This is a genomic window from Neorhizobium galegae (assembly GCF_017877055.1).
GTDB classification, from domain to species: domain Bacteria; phylum Pseudomonadota; class Alphaproteobacteria; order Rhizobiales; family Rhizobiaceae; genus Neorhizobium; species Neorhizobium galegae_D.
In genome coordinates, this window is sequence record NZ_JAGIPG010000002.1 from 1,370,887 (window position 1) to 1,393,918 (window position 23,032).

The 23,032-nt window shown below is 61.8% G+C and carries 23 protein-coding genes; 9 read left to right on the forward strand and 14 right to left on the reverse strand.

Annotated features, from left to right (window positions below; genetic code table 11):
* Positions 1 to 30: 30 nt before the first annotated feature.
* From J2857_RS17150 to J2857_RS17180, 7 genes are all read right to left on the reverse strand, one after another.
* Positions 31 to 1,527 carry a replicative DNA helicase gene (locus J2857_RS17150; protein ID WP_210011290.1) on the reverse strand — a complete coding sequence of 499 codons (1,497 nt, stop codon included), beginning with the start codon at positions 1,525 to 1,527 and terminating at the stop codon, positions 31 to 33.
* A gap of 265 nt (positions 1,528 to 1,792) precedes the next feature.
* Entirely contained in the window at positions 1,793 to 2,368 is a 576-nt protein-coding gene (gene rplI / locus J2857_RS17155; protein WP_210011291.1) for a 50S ribosomal protein L9, read from the reverse strand.
* A 22-nt stretch (positions 2,369 to 2,390) separates the two neighbouring features.
* Positions 2,391 to 3,377: a DUF2232 domain-containing protein gene (locus J2857_RS17160; protein WP_210011292.1), complete on the reverse strand. Its 987-nt coding sequence runs from the start codon at positions 3,375 to 3,377 to the stop codon at positions 2,391 to 2,393.
* Positions 3,378 to 3,536: 159 nt separating this feature from the next.
* Entirely contained in the window at positions 3,537 to 3,791 is a 255-nt protein-coding gene (rpsR, locus tag J2857_RS17165; RefSeq protein ID WP_007771634.1) for a 30S ribosomal protein S18, read from the reverse strand.
* Between the two features lie 21 nt (positions 3,792 to 3,812).
* Positions 3,813 to 4,292, reverse strand: coding sequence for a 30S ribosomal protein S6 (gene rpsF, locus J2857_RS17170; RefSeq protein ID WP_038541657.1), 480 nt, complete (start codon positions 4,290 to 4,292; stop codon positions 3,813 to 3,815).
* Between the two features lie 293 nt (positions 4,293 to 4,585).
* Complete coding sequence (locus J2857_RS17175) at positions 4,586 to 4,888, reverse strand: hypothetical protein (protein ID WP_210011293.1); 303 nt, start codon at positions 4,886 to 4,888, stop codon at positions 4,586 to 4,588.
* 106 nt (positions 4,889 to 4,994) lie between these two features.
* Positions 4,995 to 6,038, reverse strand: a complete 1,044-nt coding sequence (locus J2857_RS17180; RefSeq protein ID WP_210011294.1) for an aldo/keto reductase — start codon at positions 6,036 to 6,038, stop codon at positions 4,995 to 4,997.
* A gap of 166 nt (positions 6,039 to 6,204) precedes the next feature.
* Here J2857_RS17180 and fabD point away from each other — a divergent pair, with 166 nt between their 5' ends.
* The 8 genes from fabD to J2857_RS17220 all read left to right on the forward strand — a co-directional run bounded on the left by fabD (position 6,205) and on the right by J2857_RS17220 (position 13,453).
* Positions 6,205 to 7,152: an ACP S-malonyltransferase gene (gene fabD / locus J2857_RS17185; RefSeq protein WP_210011295.1), complete on the forward strand. Its 948-nt coding sequence runs from the start codon at positions 6,205 to 6,207 to the stop codon at positions 7,150 to 7,152.
* Between the two features lie 28 nt (positions 7,153 to 7,180).
* Positions 7,181 to 7,918 carry a 3-oxoacyl-[acyl-carrier-protein] reductase gene (gene fabG, locus J2857_RS17190; protein WP_210011296.1) on the forward strand — a complete coding sequence of 246 codons (738 nt, stop codon included), beginning with the start codon at positions 7,181 to 7,183 and terminating at the stop codon, positions 7,916 to 7,918.
* A gap of 286 nt (positions 7,919 to 8,204) precedes the next feature.
* On the forward strand, positions 8,205 to 8,441 hold the full coding sequence (locus J2857_RS17195) for an acyl carrier protein (RefSeq protein WP_003502080.1): 237 nt from the start codon (positions 8,205 to 8,207) through the stop codon (positions 8,439 to 8,441).
* Positions 8,442 to 8,569: 128 nt separating this feature from the next.
* Positions 8,570 to 9,832: a beta-ketoacyl-ACP synthase II gene (fabF, locus tag J2857_RS17200; protein ID WP_210011297.1), complete on the forward strand. Its 1,263-nt coding sequence runs from the start codon at positions 8,570 to 8,572 to the stop codon at positions 9,830 to 9,832.
* A 176-nt stretch (positions 9,833 to 10,008) separates the two neighbouring features.
* Positions 10,009 to 11,202, forward strand: a complete 1,194-nt coding sequence (mltG, locus tag J2857_RS17205) for an endolytic transglycosylase MltG (RefSeq protein ID WP_210011298.1) — start codon at positions 10,009 to 10,011, stop codon at positions 11,200 to 11,202.
* Between the two features lie 32 nt (positions 11,203 to 11,234).
* Positions 11,235 to 12,122, forward strand: coding sequence for a YicC/YloC family endoribonuclease (locus tag J2857_RS17210; RefSeq protein ID WP_210011299.1), 888 nt, complete (start codon positions 11,235 to 11,237; stop codon positions 12,120 to 12,122).
* A gap of 3 nt (positions 12,123 to 12,125) precedes the next feature.
* Positions 12,126 to 12,806 carry a guanylate kinase gene (gmk, locus tag J2857_RS17215; RefSeq protein WP_210011300.1) on the forward strand — a complete coding sequence of 227 codons (681 nt, stop codon included), beginning with the start codon at positions 12,126 to 12,128 and terminating at the stop codon, positions 12,804 to 12,806.
* Between the two features lie 254 nt (positions 12,807 to 13,060).
* Complete coding sequence (locus J2857_RS17220; protein ID WP_210011301.1) at positions 13,061 to 13,453, forward strand: hypothetical protein; 393 nt, start codon at positions 13,061 to 13,063, stop codon at positions 13,451 to 13,453.
* Between the two features lie 149 nt (positions 13,454 to 13,602).
* Here J2857_RS17220 and J2857_RS31410 read toward each other — a convergent pair whose 3' ends face one another.
* Positions 13,603 to 14,505 (reverse strand): DMT family transporter, encoded by a 903-nt coding sequence (locus J2857_RS31410; protein WP_210011302.1) that lies wholly within the window; start codon positions 14,503 to 14,505, stop codon positions 13,603 to 13,605.
* 97 nt (positions 14,506 to 14,602) lie between these two features.
* Between J2857_RS31410 and J2857_RS17230 the strand changes: the two genes are divergently transcribed.
* On the forward strand, positions 14,603 to 15,391 hold the full coding sequence (locus tag J2857_RS17230) for an AraC family transcriptional regulator (RefSeq protein WP_210011303.1): 789 nt from the start codon (positions 14,603 to 14,605) through the stop codon (positions 15,389 to 15,391).
* Between the two features lie 56 nt (positions 15,392 to 15,447).
* Here J2857_RS17230 and rsmA read toward each other — a convergent pair whose 3' ends face one another.
* The 6 genes from rsmA to lptF all read right to left on the reverse strand — a co-directional run bounded on the left by rsmA (position 15,448) and on the right by lptF (position 23,006).
* Positions 15,448 to 16,281, reverse strand: a complete 834-nt coding sequence (gene rsmA, locus J2857_RS17235; RefSeq protein ID WP_210011304.1) for a 16S rRNA (adenine(1518)-N(6)/adenine(1519)-N(6))-dimethyltransferase RsmA — start codon at positions 16,279 to 16,281, stop codon at positions 15,448 to 15,450.
* On the reverse strand, positions 16,281 to 17,297 hold the full coding sequence (gene pdxA, locus J2857_RS17240; protein ID WP_210011305.1) for a 4-hydroxythreonine-4-phosphate dehydrogenase PdxA: 1,017 nt from the start codon (positions 17,295 to 17,297) through the stop codon (positions 16,281 to 16,283). Before pdxA ends, rsmA begins: the two co-directional genes overlap by 1 nt.
* A 43-nt stretch (positions 17,298 to 17,340) precedes the next feature.
* A complete protein-coding gene (locus J2857_RS17245; RefSeq protein WP_245363545.1) occupies positions 17,341 to 18,219 on the reverse strand; it encodes a peptidylprolyl isomerase in 879 nt (292 codons plus the stop codon).
* 199 nt (positions 18,220 to 18,418) lie between these two features.
* Positions 18,419 to 20,746 (reverse strand): LPS-assembly protein LptD, encoded by a 2,328-nt coding sequence (locus J2857_RS17250; RefSeq protein ID WP_210011306.1) that lies wholly within the window; start codon positions 20,744 to 20,746, stop codon positions 18,419 to 18,421.
* Entirely contained in the window at positions 20,746 to 21,834 is a 1,089-nt protein-coding gene (gene lptG, locus J2857_RS17255) for an LPS export ABC transporter permease LptG (protein WP_210011307.1), read from the reverse strand. The genes J2857_RS17250 and lptG overlap by 1 nt, the downstream gene beginning before the upstream one ends.
* Positions 21,831 to 23,006: an LPS export ABC transporter permease LptF gene (gene lptF, locus J2857_RS17260; protein WP_210011308.1), complete on the reverse strand. Its 1,176-nt coding sequence runs from the start codon at positions 23,004 to 23,006 to the stop codon at positions 21,831 to 21,833. Before lptF ends, lptG begins: the two co-directional genes overlap by 4 nt.
* Positions 23,007 to 23,032: the final 26 nt, after the last annotated feature.

Here is a 23,032-nt window from a genome sequence, read left to right on the forward strand (position 1 = left end):
GGGGAGAAGAGAGAATGCAACCGCCCTCGATCAATGCTCTTCGTACTGCGTGAAGCTCGGGTCGGCCAGGTCGGCGAAGCGGGTGTATTCGGACTGGAAGGCGAGTTTGACGGTGCCGGTCGGTCCGTGGCGCTGCTTGGCGATGATGACGTCCGCCGTGCCCTTGACCTTGTCCATATGCGCTTCCCATTCCGGGTATTTCGGATCGGAAATGTCGCGCGGCTCCATGTTCTTCACGTAATATTCCTCGCGGAACACGAAGAGCACCACGTCGGCGTCCTGTTCGATCGAGCCCGATTCGCGAAGGTCGGAGAGCTGCGGGCGTTTGTCGTCGCGGCTTTCCACCTGGCGCGAAAGCTGCGACAGGGCGATGATCGGCACGTTCAGTTCCTTGCCGAGCGCTTTCAGGCCGGTGGTGATCTGGGTGATTTCCTGCACGCGGTTTTCGCCGGATTTGCCCGAGCCGGTCATCAGCTGGATATAGTCGACCACCAGGCAATCGAGGCCGCGCTGGCGCTTGAGGCGACGGGCGCGGGCGGAAAGCTGGGCGATCGAGATACCGCCGGTCTGGTCGATGAACAGCGGCACTTTCTGCATCATCTGGCTGCAGGCGACGAGCTTTTCGAAATCGGCCTCGGTGATGTCGCCGCGGCGGATCTTTGACGAGGAGACTTCCGTCTGCTCGGAGATGATACGGGTGGCGAGCTGTTCGGCCGACATTTCGAGCGAATAGAAGCCGACCACGCCGCCGTTCTTGGCCTTGAACGAACCGTCCGGCTGCACTTCCGGCTCGTAGGAGGCCGCGATGTTATAGGCGATATTGGTGGCAAGCGAGGTCTTGCCCATGCCGGGGCGTCCCGCGAGCACGATCAAGTCGGAACGCTGCAACCCGCCCATCTTGCTGTCGAGCGACATGATGCCGGTCGAGATGCCGGAGAGATGGCCGTCGCGCTCGAAGGCCTGGCCGGCCATGTCGATGGCAAGCGCCACCGCGTCGTTGAACGACTGGAAACCGCCGTCGTAGCGACCGTTTTCGGCCAGTTCGAAGAGGCGCCGTTCGGTATCCTCGATCTGCGTCTGCGGCGGCATGTCGAGTGGCGCGTCGAAGGCGATGTTGACCATGTCCTCGCCGATGGTGATCAGCGCGCGGCGGAGCGCCAGGTCGTAGATCGCCCGGCCGTAGTCTTCCGCGTTGATGATTGACACGGCTTCGGAGGCGAGGCGCGCGAGATATTGCGCCACCGTCAGGTCGCCGACCTTGTCGTCGGCGGGCAGGAAGGTCTTGATCGTCACCGGATTGGCGGTCTTGCCCATACGGATGATGTCGCCGGCGACCTCGAAGATCTTGCGGTGCAGCGGCTCGTAGAGATGGACGGGCTTCAGAAAGTCGGAGACGCGGTAATAGGCGTCGTTATTGACCAGGATCGCGCCGAGAAGTGCCTGTTCGGCCTCGATATTGTTCGGGGCTTCGCGGTAATGCGGCTCTGCCGGCTGGATGTTGGCGAGCTTGCGTACTGCGTCGTTCATGGTCTTTTCCGTTCTGTCCCTGTACCCCGGCAGTACCCTTAGAGGTGTCCGGCCTGTCACGAAACGGTAATCTTGATTCCCACAGTAGTTCACAGGCCAAAGCACTGCGTGAAGCAAAAAACGGTCGGAAACCGTGAATCTGTTTGACTGTGTTCCCGGAGCGAATCGACTCGGATTTCTCTCTTTTTATAGCCCGAAAAAGACAAAAAAACGCCCGGGCCTTTGCAGGCCGGGCGCTCTTTGAAACGTCCTGGGAAGACGACGATTATTCGTCGTCGCCGAGACCGTCGGCTTCCGGATCGAAGAAGTCTTCCGGACGCAGGGCATCTTCGTCCACGCCGTAGATGGCGTCGGCCGAGGTGAGGCTTTCGCCCTGGGACTGACGTTCGGCTTCTTCCGCGGAGCGGGCGACGTTCAGCTGGACCGAAACTTCGACTTCCGCATGCAGGTGCAGGGAAACCTTGTGCAGGCCGATTTCCTTGATCGGGGTGTTGAGGTCGACCTGGTTGCGGCCGATGTTGAAGCCTTCGGCAGCCAGTGCCTCGACGATGTCGCGGGCGGCGACCGAGCCGTAGAGCTGGCCGGTTTCGCCGGCGGCGCGCACGACGACGAAGGACTTGCCGTCGAGAACTTCAGCGACCTTCAGGGCTTCGCCCTTGCGCTCGAGGTTGCGGGCTTCGAGCGTGGAGCGTTCGGCTTCGAAACGCTTCTTGTTGGCTTCGTTGGCGCGCAGCGCCTTGCCAAGCGGCAGGAGGTAGTTACGGGCAAAGCCGTCGCGGACCTTGACGGTTTCGCCCATCTGGCCGAGCTTCGGCACGCGTTCAAGCAGAATGACTTGCATGGTTAGGTTTCCTTTCGATCAGTCAATTCTTGTTTTCGGTGGTCTTGTTATCGGGGCTCGCGCCGCCTTTCAGCGGGGTCAGCGCGATCGTCCGCCGTGTATCGGAAAGCCCCAGAATGAGGATCGCGATCGCCGGCAGGACAAGCATGGAAGAGAGATAGCAGAGGACGAGGACTGGAATGCGCCAGTCCTTGCCAAGGCTGCGGAAATGCAGGGAGGCGAAGCCCGCCATCAGGAAACCGGCGCCGAAGGTGCCGCAGATGGTGGCGCCGATCATTGCCGGAACGCCGCCGAGGAAGGCCAGCACGATGCCGCCGAGGAAGACGAAGATCGCGTGCCGGTTCATCCGGAGTGCCGAGGGCATGTCCTCGCGTGGACGGAGCGCCCGGCCGGAGCGCGAGACGATGCGCACGGCGATGTAGAAGGCGGCAAACAGCAGTGTCACCCAGACGCCGCCCTGGACGAGCGGCAGCATCAGCACCAGCAGCGACTTGGTCTGCGCCATGCCCGCCGGTTCCGGCGTGAAGGCAGGTTCCTGGGCCTGCAGAGCCGCGATCATCGCGTCGACCATCCGGTCCGTGAGTTCCGGGCCGTAGCCGATCGCAACCCCGAGCGCGATGACGGCGATAGTCACCAGGCCGCAGAGATGCAGGAGGATATCCGAGATCGGATACCAGGCCATCAGGTTGTCCGGGCCGCCGAGTTCCGAAGCGGGACGCGCAAGGTTGGCGAGATGCGACAGCCAGCCAGCCGGGATCAGCGTGAACACCGCCATGGCGACCGCAAACATCGGCGAAACGAGGATGGCGCCAAGGATGCCGGCAGTGACGATGCCGATGACGGCGGCGCGATTGCCCCAGCCAAGGCCGGCGATGAAGATCGGGAGCGAGGAAGCAGCGTAGAGCAAGGACGCAAAGGACAGCTGCGCATTCGCACCCAGCACGAGCAGGGTGGCGGCAATGCCGGCGAGAATGCCGGTGGGCAGCACTGTCTGTATCTTGTTCGTCACGGTCTCGCTGTCCTGCTTTTTGAAGCAGTTAGGGGACAAGTCCTGGATCGATGTCTCAGGTACTTCATCCCCAACATGGGATTTGGAAGTTCCGATCCGCGCCCATCGCGGAAGGGATGAACCCGCTGACTTTTGTTCAGCGGGTCCGGTATTCGGAAATTACGCTACGACGTAGGGCAGCAGGCCGAGGAAGCGGGCGCGCTTGATCGCCTGCGCGAGTTCGCGCTGCTTCTTCTGGGAAACGGCCGTGATGCGCGACGGAACGATCTTGCCGCGCTCGGAAATGTAGCGCTGCAGGAGGCGTACGTCCTTGTAATCGATCTTCGGCGCATTGGCGCCCGAGAACGGGCAGGTCTTGCGGCGGCGATGGAAAGGACGGCGTGCCTGGGAGGAAGAGGATGATACGTCAGCCATGTTTTTTCTCCTTAGCCTCTATTACGCACGGTCTTCGCGCGGACGGCGCTCGAAGCCGCCTTCACGCGGGCCACGGTCCGGACGGTCGCCGAAGCCGCCTTCGCGGCGCGGCGGGCGGTCGCCGAATTCGCGGCGCGGACCACGGTCGTCGCCATCGCGGCGCGGACGGTCGTCACGGTCGCGCTTCTGCATCATCGCCGACGGACCTTCTTCATGCTTTTCGACGGCGATCGTCATGTAGCGAAGAACGTCTTCGTTGATGCGCATCTGGCGTTCCATCTCGTGCACGGCCGGAGCCGGTGCGTCGATGTCCATCAGCGCGTAATGAGCCTTGCGGTTCTTGTTGATGCGGTAGGTGAGGGACTTGAGGCCCCAGTTTTCAATGCGCCCGACCTTGCCGCCGTTAGCTTCGATGACGCCCTTGTACTGTTCGACGAGGGCATCAACCTGCTGAGCGGACATATCCTGCCGGGCAAGGAATACGTGTTCGTAAAGAGCCATGTAGCTTTGCCTTTTCTTGCGGTTGTCTACCCGGACCTCGGCGGCTAAGCCTCAACGACTGCTCCTGAACGGGAAAACCCGTACCCAAGAAAAGTGTTGTATCGAGACGGTCGAGAGCGGAGACACGGGAGGCTTGGACCCTGTGGTCCCTGCGGCTTCCTTTTCGGGGAAGCCTGCCCTCCGTTCAGCCACCAGCCAGAAGACCGGGTGTTGCGAACAGCGCGCTTATACGGATTTTTGGGAGGATGGCAAGGGGAAGGTTCGAAATCCGGTCTGCAGCCCTGTTCCCGGCCCTAGTCCGGGCTCCAATCGCCGCCCACGTCCTGGCTTCGGCTGATGCGGTAGCCGACGCTTTCCAGGAGCTGTTCGGCATTCAAAAGCATCGCTGCGGTCACAAGCGTCGAATCCCGCACGGCCGCCTCCAATCGCAACTGGTCGAGCGCCAGAAAATGAAGCCTGCGCACTGGCTGATCGCCGCTTTCCAGCTTCCGCAGTTCGTCAAGCGGCAGATCCAGTTCCGAGGCAAGTTCCTCCCGCGTCAGTTTCAGTTGCTTTCGACGCCTTGCGAACTCTCTTCGGGGCACAACGGATTGCATGATTTCAGCGCGCCGCTCCGGATATGGAGGGCACTGATTAGCGGTCTTTTTGCGGGCCGGAGCAAGTCGCCCATTCGAGGTAGATGTCCTCCGGCCTTCGCACTTGTTAGAGCGGCATCGGATATTGCCGATGGACCGCGGCGATATCCGCAAACACCTCGTTAGACAGCTTAAGTTCCGCGGCCGCCATGTCGTGCTTCAGCTGGGCCATCGACGTCGCGCCGATGATGGCTGCGGCCATGAAGGGGCGCGACAGGCAGAAGGCGAGGGCCATCTGGGCGAGGTCAAGGCCGTGTTTGGCTGCGACCTCGATATAGGCCTTCACCGCCGGCTCCTGATAGGGCGTCAGGCGGCCGCCGAGATCCTTGTTGATCGTCGCGCGGGACCCTTCCGGCCTTGCGCCGTTCTGGTACTTGCCGGTGAGGAGACCGGCGGCGAGCGGCGAATAGGCCATCAGCCCGACATCCTCGTGATGGGCGACCTCGGCGAGGTCGAGATCGAAGTGCCGGTAGAGTAGATTGTATTCGTTCTGCAGCGAGGCGATGCGCGGCAGGGCCTTTTTCTCCGACAGGCGGAGATATTTCATCGCGCCCCAGGCGCTTTCGTTGGACAAGCCGACGGCGCGGACCTTGCCTTCCTTCACCAGGTCGCCGAGCGTTTCGAGGATTTCGGCGATTTCGGCGGCGGCCTTGTCGCGGTCCTGCTTGGAAACGTCGAAGGTCCAGGAATTGCGGAAATGGAAGGTGCCGCGGTTCGGCCAGTGGATCTGGTAGAGATCGAGATAATCGGTCTGCAGGCGCTTGAGGCTGGCGTCAACCGCCTGGCGGATGGTGGCGGCTTCGATGTCGCGGCCCTCGCGGATATGCGGGCGGCCGCTGCCGGCGATCTTCGTGGCGAGGACGAGGTCCTTGCGCTTGCCGCTCTTCTTCAGCCACGTGCCGATATATTCCTCGGTGCGGCCATAGGTGGCGGGGCCGACCGGCGTGGTCGGATAGAGTTCGGCGGTATCGAAGAAGTTGATGCCGTTCTCGAACGCGTAGTCCATCTGCTCATGGGCTTCGGCTTCCGAATTCTGGGTGCCCCAGGTCATGGTGCCAAGGCAGATTTCCGACACGGAGATATCCGTGCGGCCGAGTTTCCGATACTTCATGGCAATGAGATCCCGTTCTCAAAAAAGTCGGCGGCACTCTAAGCGCGATTTGACGAAGCGCAAGGGGACAACGGGCCGGAAAAGGCCCCGAAAACTGCGCCGCCCTTGACTCTCCGGGCCGGAATGTGAATGGAGAGGCAAAACATAAGGGAAGGAAATCATCCCCATGAGCACGATCGCATTCACGTTCCCCGGCCAGGGCAGCCAGGCCGTCGGCATGGGCAAGGACCTGGCGGAGGCTTTTCCCGAAGCCCGTGCCGTCTTCGATGAAGTCGACGAGGCGCTCGGCCAGAAACTCTCCGCCATCATGTGGAACGGCCCGGAAGAAACGCTGACGCTGACCGCCAATGCGCAGCCGGCGCTGATGGCCGTCTCTGTCGCGGCGATCCGGGTCATGGAAGCGCGCGGCCTGAAACTCGCCGACAAGGTCGCCTTCGTCGCCGGCCATTCGCTGGGTGAATATTCGGCACTCTGTGCCGCCGGCACCTTCTCGCTGGCCGATACGGCACGCCTGCTGCGCATCCGCGGCGATGCGATGCAGTCGGCGGTTCCGGTCGGGCAGGGCGCCATGGCGGCGATCATCGGCCTCGAACACGGTGACGTCGACGCGATCTGCGCTGAAGCGCGCGATGCCGGCGTCTGCCAGATCGCCAACGACAATGGCGGCGGCCAGCTGGTCATCTCCGGCTCGAAGGCGGCTGTCGAAAAGGCGGCTGCGCTTGCGACCGAAAAGGGCGCCAAGCGCGCCATCATGCTGCCGGTCTCCGCACCCTTCCACAGCGACCTGATGGCGCCGGCGGCCGACGCCATGCGCCACGCGCTCGACAAGGTGGAGAAGAACAACCCGGTCGTGCCGGTCGTCGCAAACGTGCGCGCCATGCCGGTCTACGATGCCGACGAGATCGCCAAGCTGCTGGTCACCCAGGTGACCGGCCAGGTGCGCTGGCGCGAGACGGTGGAATGGTTCGGCGCCAACGGCGTCACCACTCTTTATGAGATCGGTTCGGGAAAAGTGCTGACCGGCCTTGCCCGCCGCATCGACAAGAATATCTCCGGCATTGCCGTCAACACGCCGGCCGATATCGAAGCCGCGCTCGCAGCCATTCTCGGCTGAAACCAAAGATACGCGAAGGAACAGGATCATGTTTGATTTGACCGGCCGCAAGGCACTGGTGACGGGCGCAACCGGCGGGCTCGGCGAAGAGATCGCCCGGATGCTCCACAAGCAGGGTGCCACAGTCGGCCTGCACGGCACGCGTGTCGAGAAGCTCGAGGCGCTTGCCTCCGAACTCGGCGAACGCGTCAAGATCTTCCCGGCCAACCTCTCGGATCGCGCCGAGGTGAAGGCGCTCGGCGAGAAGGCGGAAGCCGAACTCGAAGGCGTCGACATCCTCGTCAACAATGCCGGCATCACCAAGGACGGCCTGTTCGTCCGCATGAGCGACGAGGACTGGGATGCGGTGCTCGAAGTCAACCTGACGGCGGTCTTCCGCCTGACCCGCGAACTCACCCATCCGATGATGCGCCGCCGTTACGGCCGCATCATCAACATCACCTCGGTGGTCGGCGTCACCGGCAATCCGGGCCAGACCAATTACTGCGCCTCCAAGGCCGGCATGATCGGGTTTTCGAAGTCGCTCGCCCAGGAAATCGCCACCCGCAACGTGACGGTCAACTGCGTCGCGCCGGGCTTCATCGACAGTGCGATGACCGGCAAGCTCAATGACAAGCAGAAAGAGGCCATCCTCGGCGCCATCCCGATGAAGCGCATGGGCGTCGGGTCGGACATAGCGTCTGCGGTTCTTTATCTCGCCTCCAGCGAGGCTGGCTACGTCACCGGCCAGACCCTGCATGTCAACGGCGGCATGGCGATGATCTGATTGAGTGCCGCCGTCAGGAAACACGTTACAATCGGTTGTTGGCGGCTGTGCAATGGAACAAATTCTGGCTTTGCTGAACACGGAAACCATGTTAAGCGGGCCATGACTGTGAATGGTCACCCTGAAATGCAGGCCGTCATATTGCGTGAGTGCAATAGGATCGGAACCTGAAAAGGGGAGAACGGGTTTGCCCGCATCGGCGCTGAACAAGCGGCGGTCGCAGGTTTTTAACAGGGTGCGGATGCCAATCGGGCATTCGATAAAGACAAAGGTCGAGGAAACCGACATGAGCGATATCGCAGAACGCGTGAAGAAAATTGTTATTGACCACCTCGGCGTCGATGCCGACAAAGTCGTCGAAGGCGCAAGCTTCATCGACGATCTCGGTGCGGACTCGCTCGACACCGTCGAACTGGTCATGGCTTTCGAGGAAGAATTCGGCGTTGAAATCCCTGACGATGCTGCCGATTCCATCCTGACCGTCGGCGACGCTGTGAAGTTCATCGAGAAGGCCCAGGCCTGATCAACCCGACATAGTGGGGATGACGCCGCAAGGCAGGTCCCGAAAACGGCCCGCTTGTTCGGGCCGTTTCAGCAATTGGGGCTCGGCCCCTGAAAATCGACAAAAAATTATAGGGTAGGGCACTGGCGATGAGACGGGTCGTTATCACCGGTACCGGCATGGTATCTCCTCTCGGATGCGGAACGGAAGTCAGCTGGTCGCGCTTGCTGGCCGGCGAGAACTCCGCCCGCGTCGTCACTGAATTCGAGGTCGAAGACCTTCCCGCAAAGATCGCCTGCCGCATTCCTGTCGGCGACGGTTCGGATGGCACGTTCAACGTCGACCAGTGGATGGAGCCGAAGGAACAGCGCAAGGTCGATCCCTTCATCATCTACGGCATGGCGGCAGCCGACATGGCGCTCGAAGATGCCGGCTGGCACCCGAAGACCGACGAAGACCAGATCGCCACCGGCGTGCTGATCGGCTCGGGCATCGGCGGTCTCGAGGGCATTGTCGAGGCAGGCTATACGCTGCGCGACAAGGGGCCGCGCCGTATTTCGCCGTTCTTCATCCCCGGCCGGCTGATCAATCTCGTCTCCGGCCAGGTATCGATCCGCCACAAGCTGCGCGGTCCCAACCATGCGGTCGTCACGGCCTGCTCCACCGGTGCCCATGCAATCGGCGACGCGGCCCGGATGATCGCCTTCGGCGATGCCGAGGTGATGGTCGCCGGCGGCGCGGAATCGCCGATCTGCCGCATTGCGCTCGCCGGCTTCGCCGCCTGCAAGGCGCTGTCCACGCAGCACAACGACGATCCGCAGAAGGCCTCGCGCCCCTATGACCGCGACCGCGACGGTTTCGTCATGGGCGAGGGCGCCGGCATCGTCGTTCTCGAAGAACTGGAACATGCCAAGGCACGCGGCGCTAAGATCTACGCGGAAGTGGTCGGCTACGGCATGTCCGGCGACGCCTACCATATCACAGCGCCTTCGGAAGACGGTGACGGTGCGTTCCGCTGCATGACTGCGGCGCTGAAGCGCGCGGGTATCTCGGCTTCAGACATCGATTACATCAACGCCCACGGCACCTCGACCATGGCCGACACGATCGAGCTCGGCGCGGTCGAGCGCCTGGTCGGCAATGCCGCTTCGAAGATCTCCATGTCGTCGACCAAGTCGGCGATCGGCCATCTTCTCGGTGCCGCCGGTGCGGTCGAGGCGATCTTCTCGGCGCTCGCCATCCGCGACAACATCGCGCCGCCGACGCTCAACCTCGACAATCCCGATGTCGAGACGGCGATCGACCTCGTGCCGTACAAGGCGCGCAAGCGCGAGATCAATGTCGCGCTGTCGAACTCCTTCGGCTTCGGCGGCACCAACGCATCTCTCGTGCTGCGCCGCTACGACGCTTGATCTCTCGATGCCTCATTTCTAGGGCACCGATTGTTTCGGGTACTGAAACACATGCCGGCTGGACTCGCGAGCCGGCTCGTATCATCTTCTGGACCTGTTTTTCGCCGCATTGGTTGGCCAAACAGCGGGTTTCAAGTATTTGAGTCTGTAGGGGGCGTTAACCCCGGGGGGCGCGGTTGAACGATACGAATCATGTCAGTGAATTGCCGCCCGGCAATGGCAGAGGGCCGATTATTCCGAAATCGCCGAACGAGGCCCTGAAGCCCGAACGCGTTCCGGAACCGCCCCGTCGTTCCAAGAAGGCGCGCAGCCAGGTCGTCATCTTCCTGAATTTCGTGATGACCATGGTCGTGGTTCTCTGCGTGATCGGGGTGGCCGGATTCTACTACATGATCTCGGCCTTCCAGCAGCCAGGCCCGCTCGAAGCCAATACTCATTTCATGGTCCGGCCCGGCAACGGGCTTGCGGAAATCGCCACCAATCTCGAACGCAACGGTATCATCGCCGATGCACGCATCTTCCGCTACGTGACGGCGACCTACCTGCGCAAGGGCGACACGCTGAAGGCCGGTGAATATGAAATCAAGGCGCGCGCCTCCATGAAGGACATCATGGGCATCCTGGAATCGGGCAAGTCGATCCTCTATTCGGTCGTCATGCCGGAAGGCCTGACGGTGCGCCAGATGATGCTGCGTCTCGCCGAGGATACGGTGCTCGAAGGCGACCTGCCGTCCGAACTGCCGCCCGAGGGAAGCTTGAGGCCCGATACCTACAAGTTCTCGCGCGGCAGCAAGCGCGCCGACATCATCCAGCAGATGCGGGTTGCGCAGCAGAAGATGGTGGACCAGATCTGGGAGCGCCGCGATCCGGACCTGCCGGTCAAGACCAAGGAAGAATTCGTCGTGCTCGCCTCGATCGTCGAGAAGGAGACCGGCAAGGAAGACGAGCGCGCCCATGTGGCCTCCGTCTTCATCAACCGGCTGCAGCGCGGCATGCGCCTGCAATCGGACCCAACGATCGTCTACGGCATCTTCGGCGGCGAGGGAAAACCCTCCGACCGGCCGATCTTCAAGTCGGATCTTGCCAAGCAGACGCCGTACAACACCTATCAGATCAAGGGCCTGCCGCCGACGCCCATCTCCAATCCCGGCCGTGCGGCGCTGCAGGCGGTTGCCAATCCCTGGCGGACCAAGGATCTCTATTTCGTCGCCGACGGCACCGGCGGGCATGTGTTCGCAGCAACCCTCGAGGAACACAATGCCAATGTTCGCCGTTGGCGCAGAATGGAATCCGAGCGCGCCGCCAACCCGGAAGTGGTGGACGGCCAGCCGGACGGCGACGAAGCGGAAAAGCCGCCGAAGAGCAACTGACCGCTTCCTTGAAGCATGATCTGGAGACACCGATGACATTGCAGTCCATGACCGGTTTTGCCCGCAGCGAAGGCACGAGCGGGCGCAACCGTTATGCATGGGAACTGCGCTCGGTGAACGGAAAAGGCCTCGATATGAGGCTGCGTCTGCCGCCGGGTCTCGAACGGCTGGAGCCGGACGTCCGCCGGCTGATCTCGGAAAAGTTTTCGCGCGGCAATCTGCAGGCGAGCCTTACCCTCACCGTTGCCGAGACCAAGGTGGAAGCGGTGCTGAATCGCGATGCGCTGGCGGCCGTGCTGGCGCTGCGCGCCGAACTCGGCGATCTCGTCGACCCTTCGCCGCTGAGGCTCGATACGCTGGTGGGCATTCGCGGCCTGGTGGATATCCGCGAGGCGGAAGAGGACGAGGAGACGGTTGCCGCCCGCGATGCCGCGATCCTTGCAAGCCTCGAGGAAGCGGTCGGCCATCTGCAGCGAATGCGCGAAGGCGAGGGGACGGCGCTTACGGCCGTGCTCAAGGGGCAGGTCGCCCGCATCGCCGAGCTTGCTCGGATCGTCGAAGCCGACCCTTCCCGCACGCCGGAGGAGATCGCCCGCAAGCTCTCCTTCCAGCTTGCAGCCCTTCTCCAGGAGGCGCCGACGCTCGACCGCGATCGGCTGCATGCGGAAGCGGCCCTGCTTGCCACCAAGGCCGATCTGCGCGAGGAGATCGATCGGCTGAAGGCGCATGTCGCGGCCGCGGGCGAGCTTATAGACAAGGGCGGCCCGGTTGGCCGCCGGCTCGATTTCCTTGCACAGGAATTTAACCGGGAATCGAATACTATCTGTTCGAAGTCCAATTCGGCCGCGGTCACGTCCGCCGGCATCGAATTGAAAGTCGTCATCGACCAGTTCCGCGAACAGGTCCAGAATCTGGAGTAAGACATGAGCCCGGCCCCATCGTCTCAGGGCAAGCCGTCCTCGGCCGTGAAGATCGCCCGGCGCGGATTGATGCTGGTTCTTTCCTCGCCGTCGGGCGCCGGCAAGTCGACGATCGCCCGCAATCTTCTGGATGCGGATCGCAGCCTCGAAATCTCGATCAGCGTCACCACGCGGGCCAAGCGGCCGAGCGAAATCGCGGATAAGCACTATCACTTCATCACCGTGCCGCAGTTCGAAAAGATGCGCGACGCCGGCGACCTGCTCGAATGGGCCGAAGTGCACGGCAACTTCTACGGCACCCCGCGCGAGCCTGTGGAACAGGCGATGAGCGAAGGCCGCGACATGCTGTTCGACATCGACTGGCAGGGCGCCCGCCAGCTGCAGGAAAAGATGGCCGCCGACGTCGTCTCGATCTTCGTGCTGCCGCCGACCATGACCGAACTGCAGTCGCGCCTGCACCGCCGCGCCGAGGACTCCGAAGAGGTGATCCGCACCAGGCTTCTGAACTCGCGCGCCGAGATCGAGCACTGGCGGGAATACGACTACGTCATCGTCAACGACGATCTCGACGAGGCCTTCGGGCATGTCAGCTGCATCGTCAACGCCGAACGCATCCGCCGCGACCGGCGGCATGGGTTGTTCGATTTTGTGAGCGAGTTGCTGACGGAGGAGCCGAAGCTTTAGGGGGCGGGCTGGTGGTGTGCTTGCCTGTTGCAGGGAATCCTAGCGGTTCACCGCCGCCATTTGCGGTTTACACGCCAAATGTGAGGAATAACGGGACCGCTTGCGCTCAGAAGCGGAGATCGCAACCTCTTCAGGTCATGACGTTGCAGCATGTCCACACGCTCCAAGTGTTTCGCGCGACAATGGCGCAGTGAGTAGACCGCTTGATCCGGTTCTGTATGATCCCTGTCTACTAAAGGTGACCGGGGATATTCATGAAATTTATGCTTGCCGCATTCGCGGGCTTATTGCTGTTGACGGGCTGTCAGACATCCGTGCCGGAAAGCGTTGCATCGTCGCAGACACCGCCGACGGCTTCCGTGAAGCGGGAGGTGCTGAGAACTGCCTATCGGATGGGTTTCCGCGGCCAGGACATCTACGGCGCGCAGATTTCAAGCATCGTCCTGCTCAAGCCGGAGAAGAATATCTACGCCTTCTGCGTTTCCGGCTTTGGACGGCAGTATAATTATCCCGCTCGTTACGGTGTATCCATGCGCGACGGAAAGATTTTGGGCTACACGCTCGACGATATCCGTTGCCAGGACCGCCGCCTCAAATACTACTCGTTTCCGGAACTCAACAATCTCGGGCGGCAGCCGCCGGCCTGAACCCCGCGCTCTAAACTTGAAGGATTCTGGTTGCGGTGGCAGTTTCGCGCCAAGAGGAGACATGCGCTTGTCGTTGAAAATTTCGATAAAACGAATGTTGAGTGCCGAAAAGACACCGCATGTCTCCATTGAAAGAACTTGGTTGGCTTCTATTCAGCCAATGCCTTCACGCCCAACTGCGTCCTCGTCGCTTTCCGTTGGACCAGGATGATCCCCACGATGGTCATGCCACCGCCAACGAGATGGTAGACATGCAAGGTCTCTCCGAGAAAGACAGCGGCGACGATGGCTGTCAAGATCGGGATCAGGTTCATGAAGATTGCCGTCCGGGCTGCCCCCAGATGCTTGACCGCTGACATCCATACGAATGGGGCAAGGATGGAGCCAGGAAGCGCCGCATAAAGGACCATGGCCGTGTTTGACATGTTAAAAGTCGACGGTGCTGACATTAGGTAGGTTGGGATGAGGAACACCACCGCAGTGCAGATCTGGACGTAGATGGACGTCCACATGGCCAGCGGAATAGCCCAGCGCTTGAGAAGAATTCCATAACCGGCATAGGCGAGCACTGCGATCAGCATGATCGCATCTCCACGGCCCACGCCTTGCGACAGGAGGCGTGATGGCTCGCCCTGACCCAGCACAACGAAGATCCCGAAAAGGGAAATAAGGCCGCCAAGCATCGCAAGGCTGGATGGTTTGTCGCCCAGGAAGACGATGCTCAGGATCAGGGTCAGCAGTGGAACAAGCGACAGCATGATCGCTATGTTGGTTGCCGAGGTGAACGCGGCCGCATAATAGCCGAGCCCTTGGCATGCCGCCATGCCGAGCAGGCCTAGAACGACCAGTTTTGGAAAGTAGGTTGCAACTGTTCTGCGGTGACGCCAAACGTCGCGCCCGACGATCGGCGTCAAGATGACCAGGGCAATAAACCAGCGCTCGAAGGCGATATCGCCTGGGGCGATCGCGCCTGCTGCGAGCTTGCTGACGATGGTGTTTCCAACCCAGATGAACACCGCGAGCAGGGCGAATAGAAGATATTTGATAGGCACAAGAAGCCTCCTTGCTGATGAAGGCTTTTGCTAGCAAATGTCCAATTATCAATATATAGCAATAAAAGGACATCGAGCAGTTGCGATCGGACGGATCATGAAGACTGAAATCGCCGCTGGAGAGACACCGGCCCCCCTCTCATTCCGGACGGAAAACTATGAGGCCGGATCTGTATTTCAAGAAAGACGGCAGCCCTGGTGCAAGGTGGGTTACGCGGTGAAGGGCGTGGTTGAAGCGAAAGTGGAGGGCAGGCGATTTCTCTGTCCGCCGCACTACGCTACATGGATCCCCGCCGATGCCTTGCACGCGTGCCACAATCGCGAGAACGTCAAATTCGTGTCGATCTACATCGACAGCAGTCTTTGCACCAACATGCCGGAAAGACCCTGCACGCTTGCACTCAGCCCGTTGATCAAGGCTATCCTCGCTGACTTCGCCGATCGTCGGATCACAGTGCCCGAGACGGATGCCGATCGGCGACTTGCCTTCGTTCTGGTCGACCAGTTGCTCAAGGCTCCAAGGCGGGAGAGCTTTCTACCCATATCGGACGATGAACTGCTCCGTCCCGTCATCCATGCACTTCAGGCAAATGCCAGCGATCGGAAGTCTCTCGCAGAATGGGCACGATCTCTCGGCACTACCGAAAAAACCTTGTCGAGGCGGTTTCAGGGACAGCTTGGAATATCGTTCAACGAATGGCGCCAGAGGCTGAAGCTGGTCGCTTCGCTTTCGCTCATCGAAGATGGTAAATCGGTTCAATCGATCGCGAACGAACTGGGCTACAGCAGCGCGTCGGCGTTTATTGCCATGTTCAAAAGACAGACGGGGACTAGCCCGACACATTTGGCGTCCATGGCGACCAGCCAGAGTGTCATCCAATCCTGAAGGTCGACGTAAAAGTAGACTGTCCGCTTCGGGCCGAAAGCGGTCTTGGCCGCAGCTCAAAGGCTGTTCGCCAACCTGACAAACTCTTCCACCGACAGCGTCTCCGCCCGCCTCGCCGGGTCGATGCCGGCTTTCACCAATAGCGCCTCGCCGCCGAGCGACTTGACGCTCTGGCGCAGCATCTTGCGGCGCTGGCCGAAGGCGGCGTGGGTGACGCGCTCCAGCTTGGCGACGTCGCAGGGTAGGGGATTTGTCCGGGGCGTCAGGTGCACGACCGTCGAGGTGACCTTCGGCGGCGGCGAGAATGCCTGCGGCGGTACGTCGAAGACCATGTGCGCATCGGTGCGCCAGCCCGCGAGCACGCCAAGGCGGCCGTAATGGTCGTCATCCTCGTCGGCGACGATCCGCTGGCCGACTTCCTTCTGGAACATCAGCGTCAGGCTTTCCCAGAAGGGCGGCCATCGGTCCGGCGAGGGCAGCAGCCAGTTGATGAGAAGCTGGGTGCCGACATTGTAGGGCAGGTTGGCGATGATCTTCACCGGGCCTTCGGGCGCCAGCGCCGTAAAGTCGGTCTTCAGGGCGTCGCCTTCGATCACCTCCAGCCGGCCGGGATAGTGGTCGCCGATTTCGGCGAGTGCCGGCAGGCAGCGGCTGTCCCGTTCGACGGCGATCACTTTTTTGGCGCCGAGCGACAGGATGGCGCGGGTGAGGCCGCCGGGGCCGGGGCCAACCTCGAAGACCGTCGCATCTGCAAGCGGTCCGGCGCTGCGGGCGATCTTCTGGGTTAGGTTGAGGTCGAGAAGGAAATTCTGGCCGAGCGCCTTTTTAGCATCGAGCCCGTGACGCTGGATCACGTAACGCAGCGGCGGCAAGCCGTCCAGAGTGGCCATCAGGCGGCTTTCGACTTCGATGCGAGATTGCCGGCGAGCTTGATCGCCTCGACGAGGCTCGTCTCGCGGGCCACACCCTGGCCTGCAATGCCGAACGCGGTGCCATGGTCCGGCGAGGTGCGGATGAAGGGCAGGCCGAGCGTGACGTTGACCGAGGTATCGAAGCCGAGCGCCTTGGCGGGGATCAGCGCCTGATCGTGATACATGCAGATCGCCACGTCGTAACGGGCGCGCGCCTCGTCGTGAAACATCGTGTCGGCCGGCAGCGGCCCGAACACGTGCAGGCCCTCGGCCCGCAGCTTGAAGATCGCCGGATGGATGATGTCCTGGTCCTCGCGGCCGATCGCCCCGTCCTCGCCCGCATGCGGGTTGAGGCCTGCGACCGCAAGCCGCGGCTTGTCGATGCCGAAGCGGGTCTTGAGATCGTGATGGGCGATGCGGCAGGTCTCGGCGATCAGCTCCTCGGTGAGGGCTGCCGGGACTCGGGCGATCGGGATGTGGATGGTGACCGGGATCGCCCGGAGTTTCGGCCCCGCCAGCATCATCATCGGCAGGACTTTTTTTCCAATGGCGCGCTCGGCGAGGGAGGCCAGGAACTCCGTATGGCCGGGAAAACCGAAGCCAGCCTGGTAGAGAATGGATTTGGCGATCGGATTGGTGACGGTGCCGGCGGCCTTGCCTGCAAGCGAGAGCGAAACGGCGGTCTCGATCGCCTGGATCGTTCCCTTGGCGGTCGCCACATGCGGTTGTCCGGCGGCGATCTCTGCGCCGGCGGCAATTGGCAGCACGGGTAGGGCGTCGTCGAAGATCGACATCGCGCTGTCGCTATCCGCCTCCCGGATCGGCACGTCGAGGCCGAGCATCACGGCACGTGCCTTGAGCACGGCCGGATCGCCGAGGAAGAGGAAGGGCGGCAGGTCATGTGCCTGGCGCGAGGCCCAGGCGACAAGCGTGATATCGGGGCCGATGCCGGCAGGATCGCCCTGGGTCAACGCAAGCGGACGGTCGAGAGGCATTACGGCTCCGAAAATGACTTAAGTGTCGCGATCAGCGATATTCTCAACGATACTCGATCTGCGCCTTGCTGCGCAGGTCATCGAGATATTTCTTGTCGTTGGGGTCTGGGGCGCCCTTCTTTTCCTTGCCGAGATCCTCGGCGCGGAAGACGACTTCTGCCGCGAGATCGTCCGACACCTGGCGCTGTTTGCAGATGGCCAGGAACTCGACGCCGCGTTCGGTGACGCGGGTGCCCGTCGTGCCGCCATCGGTCGTCTTCTCGATCAGCGGCTTCCAGTCGGCCGGCAGTTCGGGGGCGAGGACGCGGCCGAGGTCGCGGATCGACACGTCCAGCATGGTCGCGGCGAAATCCCTCGACTGCTCGCAGCCCGGGAATTTTGAGCGCGCGGCGTTTGCTTCCTTCTGGCGCTTGGCGAGAATGGCGTTGCGCTTGGCCGGCGGCACGACGAAGATCACTTGCTGCAGGAAATATTCGGTCGTGACCGGCTTTTCCTTGTTCTCCATCATGCGCGTGACGAGTTCCTGGCTCGACATGCGTCCGCGCGAACCGCCGTAGCGTGCGTTGACCAGTCGTGGCCAGCTCATCTGCACGGCGATGTAATTCTTGAAATGCTCGACGCCGACGCCGGCTTTGTCGAGGATCTGGCTCATCTGCGCCACGCTCAGCTTGTTGCCGGCGGCAAACCGCTCGAAGGCCTTGTCGACGTCCTCGGTGCTGACCGACATCTTCACGCGGGAGATTTCCTGGCGCTTCAGGGTTTCATCCACCAGCGCCTCACGCGCGGTCTTGGCATCGGCCTTCTGGCGCTGAAGGCGCAGGAAAGCGACGCGCCTGCTGACGTCGGTGCTGGTGATCGCCGTCCTGTTGACGACGGCTGCGACTTCGCTTGCGGCCTGCGCCTGCTGCACGGCGGGCTGCATGACGACCGAGGCAGCCAGGACGGCTGCGGCCAGCACCAGCTTGCGCGTTGCGGTCATTGCGAACATCATACCAATCCCTTTTCCCGCCCCGGTGGGCACTTGAGCCCGACCGGCCTCGCATTTCATACTCTATTTGCGACCGCTTGCACAATTCTTGCGGCGAAACGATGACAATCGACCGATCGGACGAGCCGCTGTGTCAGTAGCGGTAGTCCTGATCGAAACCTTCGGTCGAGCCGACACTGATGTCGCCGAGCGTGCGGAAGCTCAGGCGTGCGCTGACGGTCCAGTCGTTGGCGGCCGTGTCCGACGGCTTGTCCGTATAGGCAAGCGTGAAGATCGTGCACTCGTCCGCATAGCTGATGCCGATGCCGCGCCGGATCAGTTCCTTGTCCGTGAGATCCCAGGTCGCCGTGCCGGCAAGCGCCCAGTTTTCGTTGATCCGGAAGCTCATCGAGTGCTTCAGCACGTCTCTTGCGTCGTCTGAACCGTATTCCGGCTGAGCATCGACCTGCGTGTAGACCAGCGTGCCGCTTACCCGCGGCGTCGTGTAGCCAAGCGAGGCATCGGTGCGCTTGATCGCGAACGTCTTCTCGTCGAAGCGGGCGTTTGCCCCGATCGTAAAGCCCTGCGGCAGGTCGATGGCCGCCATCGCGACATAATCGGACCGGCGCGTTTCGAGACCGGAATTGGCGCCTGCCTGAACCAGGTCCTCGGTCGCGAACGAGTTCTGGCCGGCGATCTGGTAGGACTGGCCGACAATGCTGCGCACGCCGATGCCATTGGCGAAGGTGCCGGTGTAACGCAGGCCGACATTGGCGCGCGTGCCGCCTTCGACACGGTCGAAGCCCGAGAACTTGTCGCGCTCGAACAGGCTGGTGGCGTCGAAGACGAAGCTCTGCGCATCCTCGTTCGGCAATCCGCCGGCCATCTGCTCATCGGGACGCGCGAAGATCTGTGCAATAGGCTCTATGATATGGCTGCTGTTTTCGGTGGTCAGCAGGATCGGATAACGGGCTTCAAGGCCGGCCGTGAGCATGTAACGGCCGTTGGCGCCTTCAGTCTCCATGTCACCGAAATAGGCCCCCGGCGTGCCGGAACCGGTATGGCGGATGCCGTCGCCGCGGGCGGCGAGGATCGGCGTCAGCAGCAGGCCGTCGAGCGTATTGAAGGTGCGCTTCCATTCGGCTTCCACGGTCAAGCGGCTGTAGCTGCCTTCAAGACCGGGGAAACGATTGGTCGTGCCGTCCCTGTACCAGTCGTCTTCGCGACGGGACAGGTTGGTAATGTTGGAGGTGACCGAAAACTCGCCGCCGAGGATCGGTTCCGGCGCGTAGTAGGTGTAGTCGAGCGATGGATAGACGATCGCCTGCTTCTGTTCGGCCGTGTTGCTGTAGGTGTCGTCCTGGATGTTGAAGTAATAGCTGTGCAGGTCGAAGTAGTTCCGCGTCCCCAGCCCGGTGAGATAGACGTCGTTGGTGAACGTGCCGCCGCCGACGCCCGTCAGCTTGTAGGTCCGCGAAAAATTGTTGTCGCTCTGGGTCATGACATTCCAGCCGAATGTCCAGCGCGGATTGATCTTGAACTCGCCCTTGGAGGCGGCCATGAGGCGGTTGTTCGCAGCCCGGTCGCTGGTATTCGGATCGAAGGCTTCCGGATCGTTCTGGTGGATCCCGGCGAAGCGGAACGTATGTTCACCGGTCTCGAACTTGTTGCGGATCTCGCCCTGAAGCAGCAGGCCCTGATTGGAATAATAGGTGGGGCTGAGCGTCGCATCCATGCTCGGCGAGAACACGTGATAGTAAGGTACAGTTACGCCGAAGCCGAGGTTGTCGCTCGCGCTGTATTGCGGGAACAGAAGGCCCGACTTGCGCTCGACCGTTTCGTCCGGCACCTCGATCGCGAAGGGCAGACGACCGATCGGCAGGCCGAACAGTTCGAACTGGGCATTTTCAAGCCGAATCGTATGGGTCTGGCCATTGCGGACCACCCGTTGCGCCTTGACCTGCCAGAGCGGAGCCTTGCCCGGCGTCTGGGTGCAGGGAAGGCAGGCCGTATAAACGGTATTGTTGAGCACCATCAAGTCGCCAGGCTGGCGCTCGGCGCTCTCGGCGGCAAGGCGGGTATTGTCGGTGGTCTCGACGCGGAGCGCGTTGATGAAACCTTCGCCGAAGCTGTCGGTGACGTCCAGCTGTTCGGCATAGACGCGGCTGCCGCCCGGCTCGATCAGCTCGATATTACCGGTCGCCATGACGCGGCCGCTCTTCTGATCGTACTGAACGCGCTGCGCCACCATCTTGTAGCGGTTGTAATAGATTTGCACGCCACCGGTCGCGGTGACCACTTCGGCGTCCTGATTATAGACGAGTTCATTGGCGCGCAGCAGCATCTTGGCGCCATCAGCTGCCTGAGGCACCAGACCCTGAGCCTGCACGACCGTTGCGGATACGCCGAATACGCATACAGACACACCTGTCAGCAGGGCGGCGGCGAGCCGTCTTATATGTTTGCGGTCACTTACCGCCACTAGCCATCCTCCTGATGAAGCAGAATCGTCGTCCCCAGTGCCGTCGCGACGATCACTGGAATCCAGACCGCCACGAAAGGAGGAATTGCCCCGCTGCTCCCGAATGCCTTCACAAGCACCGTGACGACATAAAGCACGAAGCCAGAAACTATTCCACCCAGAATCACGGAGCGGGACTGGGCGAACCGACTGAATTTTAATGAGACTGTTGCAGCAATGAGAGTCATTGCCACGAGCAGGATCGGCAGAGAGAGAAGCGAGTGGTACTGCGTCTCGAGCGCCTTTGTGGGAATGCCGAAAGATTTGCTGACCTCGATTTTTCTGGAAAGATCAAAAAACGCAACAGTATCAGGCTGCGCAAGGCTCTCTTGGATATATTCCCGCTTCAAGTTGGTGCGAACCTGTGCTGTCTCGCGACGCACCGGAATTTCGCCCGGCCGGTTTTCCAGAACCTCGTTAAGCAGCCAGTAACCATCTTCCAATTTTGCCGTCTTGGCATCCTGCCGCAGGATTACGCGGCCATCCTTGTCGAACTGGAAAGCCACCACGTCGACAAGCAGCGTTCCCTTCTCCTGATAGCTCTTGGCGCCGATGACCGTATCGTCGTCGCCGCTGATCTGGCGGATCCAGGGAATGAAGGTGGATGCCCGGGAGCGGTTGCTCGCTTCGCGCCAGCTTGCCTCCATGGAAGCGGATTCGCGCTGGCCCCAGGCCGCGAGCGGATTGATCACAAGCAAGGTGGCGAGCCCGATCAGAAACGCTCCGATGACGAAGGGCGAGATGAACTGCCAGACGGAAATGCCGGCGGCGCGTGTCACCACCAACTCGTAGCGGCGGTTGAGCGCGATCAGCACCGTCATGCCGATGAACAGGCTGAGCGTCGGGATGGTCTGCTGCAGGATGAGCGGTACGCGCATTGCGGTCATCGCCAGCCCGGCCGACACCGTGTAGCCGCTGAAGCCCGACATGCGGCGGCTGGTTTCGCTGAAGTCGGCGAGGAAGATGATGGCGCCGACGCCGAGCAGGAACCAGAGCGCTGTGATGATATAACGACGGAAGAAATACCGGCCGAGCGTCGTGAAGATCATGCCGTGCCTCCGCCCGAAGTCCGCGAGGCGGGCATGCGCCGCTGCAGGCTGCCGGCCAGGCGCGACATGCCGCGAGCCACGAAGCGCGGCGCCGAGAACTGTCTGTTGGTGGCAAGCATGAAGATCGAGATCAGCGAGAAGACGATCGGCACCGCATAGGGGAGCGGGGTGTAGAGCGGATGGCGTTCGACCATGTTGGTGGCCGAGAACCCGAGCCAGCGCACGCCAAAGGCGAGGAACAGCGCAAACACCATTGGATGGACCCGGGTCTGCCGGTGCGACCGGGTGCTGCCGGCAATCACCAGCGAGATCAGCGCGAAGGTGATCGGGAAAAGCCAGTCGGACAAGCGCCTGTGCAGTTCCGACCGGTAGGCATCCGGTGATTTCTGGTAGACCGGGTCGCTCGGATCCGGGTTCAGCAGGAAGGCGAGGCTGCGGTCGGTCGAATATTGCGGCAGACCGCCTTCCGCCTTCGCCATCGCCGACAGGTCGAAGGCATAGGAGACGAATTTGATGATCGAGATGCGTCCGTCGGCGGATTTGCGGTGGACCTCGCCGTCACGCATCGTGAGCGACGTGCCGCTTTCGTCGATCGATCCCTCGCGGGCGTAATAGATGAGGTCGAAATTCGGGTCACGATAATCGACGACGAACAGGCCTTTGAGCACGCGGCCGGAATGGCGCTCCGAGATCTGCACGTAGAGTCCCGGCTCGATGCTGCGGAAGGTCTTTTCCTCGATCACCGAGGAGAGCAGGTCGGCATAGGCGGCGGCAACCATCTGGCGGGCCGCGACGCGAGAAGGCGGCTCGACGAAATTCGTCACCAGGAAGGAGAACAGGCTGAGCGCGAGCCCGAGCACCAGCACCGGCCGGTAGATGATGCTGCGCGACGCGCCGGCCGCGTCGATGACCGGCAGTTCCGAATCGTTGTTCATTGCCGTCAGCGTCTGGGTGATGCCGATGACGAGCGCGAAGGGCAGCACGACGGGGATGATGGTGGGCAGGATGTAGGTGGCGAGAGTCGCGAACGAGCCCATCGACTGGCCGGTATCGGTGACCAGGTTGATGCGTCCCAGCACCTGGATGGTCCAGATGATGGTGAGCACCGGCAGGAGCGTCACCAGGAACATCTGAAAAATCCGGCGCAATATGTAGACTTCGAGAAGCTTCATTCCGGCCTAGATACCCTGCACAACGT

What these genes read in the sequence shown, in the direction of transcription:
- J2857_RS17150 (WP_210011290.1), bottom strand. Translation starts at nt 1,527, where the DNA reads ATGAACGACGCAGTACGCAAGCTCGCCAACATCCAGCCGGCAGAGCCG.
- rplI (WP_210011291.1), bottom strand. Translation starts at nt 2,368, where the DNA reads ATGCAAGTCATTCTGCTTGAACGCGTGCCGAAGCTCGGCCAGATGGGC.
- rpsR (WP_007771634.1), bottom strand. Translation starts at nt 3,791, where the DNA reads ATGGCTGACGTATCATCCTCTTCCTCCCAGGCACGCCGTCCTTTCCAT.
- rpsF (WP_038541657.1), bottom strand. Translation starts at nt 4,292, where the DNA reads ATGGCTCTTTACGAACACGTATTCCTTGCCCGGCAGGATATGTCCGCT.
- J2857_RS17175 (WP_210011293.1), bottom strand. Translation starts at nt 4,888, where the DNA reads ATGCAATCCGTTGTGCCCCGAAGAGAGTTCGCAAGGCGTCGAAAGCAA.
- J2857_RS17180 (WP_210011294.1), bottom strand. Translation starts at nt 6,038, where the DNA reads ATGAAGTATCGGAAACTCGGCCGCACGGATATCTCCGTGTCGGAAATC.
- fabD (WP_210011295.1), top strand. Translation starts at nt 6,205, where the DNA reads ATGAGCACGATCGCATTCACGTTCCCCGGCCAGGGCAGCCAGGCCGTC.
- fabG (WP_210011296.1), top strand. Translation starts at nt 7,181, where the DNA reads ATGTTTGATTTGACCGGCCGCAAGGCACTGGTGACGGGCGCAACCGGC.
- J2857_RS17195 (WP_003502080.1), top strand. Translation starts at nt 8,205, where the DNA reads ATGAGCGATATCGCAGAACGCGTGAAGAAAATTGTTATTGACCACCTC.
- fabF (WP_210011297.1), top strand. Translation starts at nt 8,570, where the DNA reads ATGAGACGGGTCGTTATCACCGGTACCGGCATGGTATCTCCTCTCGGA.
- J2857_RS17210 (WP_210011299.1), top strand. Translation starts at nt 11,235, where the DNA reads ATGACATTGCAGTCCATGACCGGTTTTGCCCGCAGCGAAGGCACGAGC.
- gmk (WP_210011300.1), top strand. Translation starts at nt 12,126, where the DNA reads ATGAGCCCGGCCCCATCGTCTCAGGGCAAGCCGTCCTCGGCCGTGAAG.
- J2857_RS17220 (WP_210011301.1), top strand. Translation starts at nt 13,061, where the DNA reads ATGAAATTTATGCTTGCCGCATTCGCGGGCTTATTGCTGTTGACGGGC.
- J2857_RS17230 (WP_210011303.1), top strand. Translation starts at nt 14,603, where the DNA reads ATGAAGACTGAAATCGCCGCTGGAGAGACACCGGCCCCCCTCTCATTC.
- rsmA (WP_210011304.1), bottom strand. Translation starts at nt 16,281, where the DNA reads ATGGCCACTCTGGACGGCTTGCCGCCGCTGCGTTACGTGATCCAGCGT.
- pdxA (WP_210011305.1), bottom strand. Translation starts at nt 17,297, where the DNA reads ATGCCTCTCGACCGTCCGCTTGCGTTGACCCAGGGCGATCCTGCCGGC.
- J2857_RS17245 (WP_245363545.1), bottom strand. Translation starts at nt 18,219, where the DNA reads ATGCAGCCCGCCGTGCAGCAGGCGCAGGCCGCAAGCGAAGTCGCAGCC.
- lptG (WP_210011307.1), bottom strand. Translation starts at nt 21,834, where the DNA reads ATGATCTTCACGACGCTCGGCCGGTATTTCTTCCGTCGTTATATCATC.
- lptF (WP_210011308.1), bottom strand. Translation starts at nt 23,006, where the DNA reads ATGAAGCTTCTCGAAGTCTACATATTGCGCCGGATTTTTCAGATGTTC.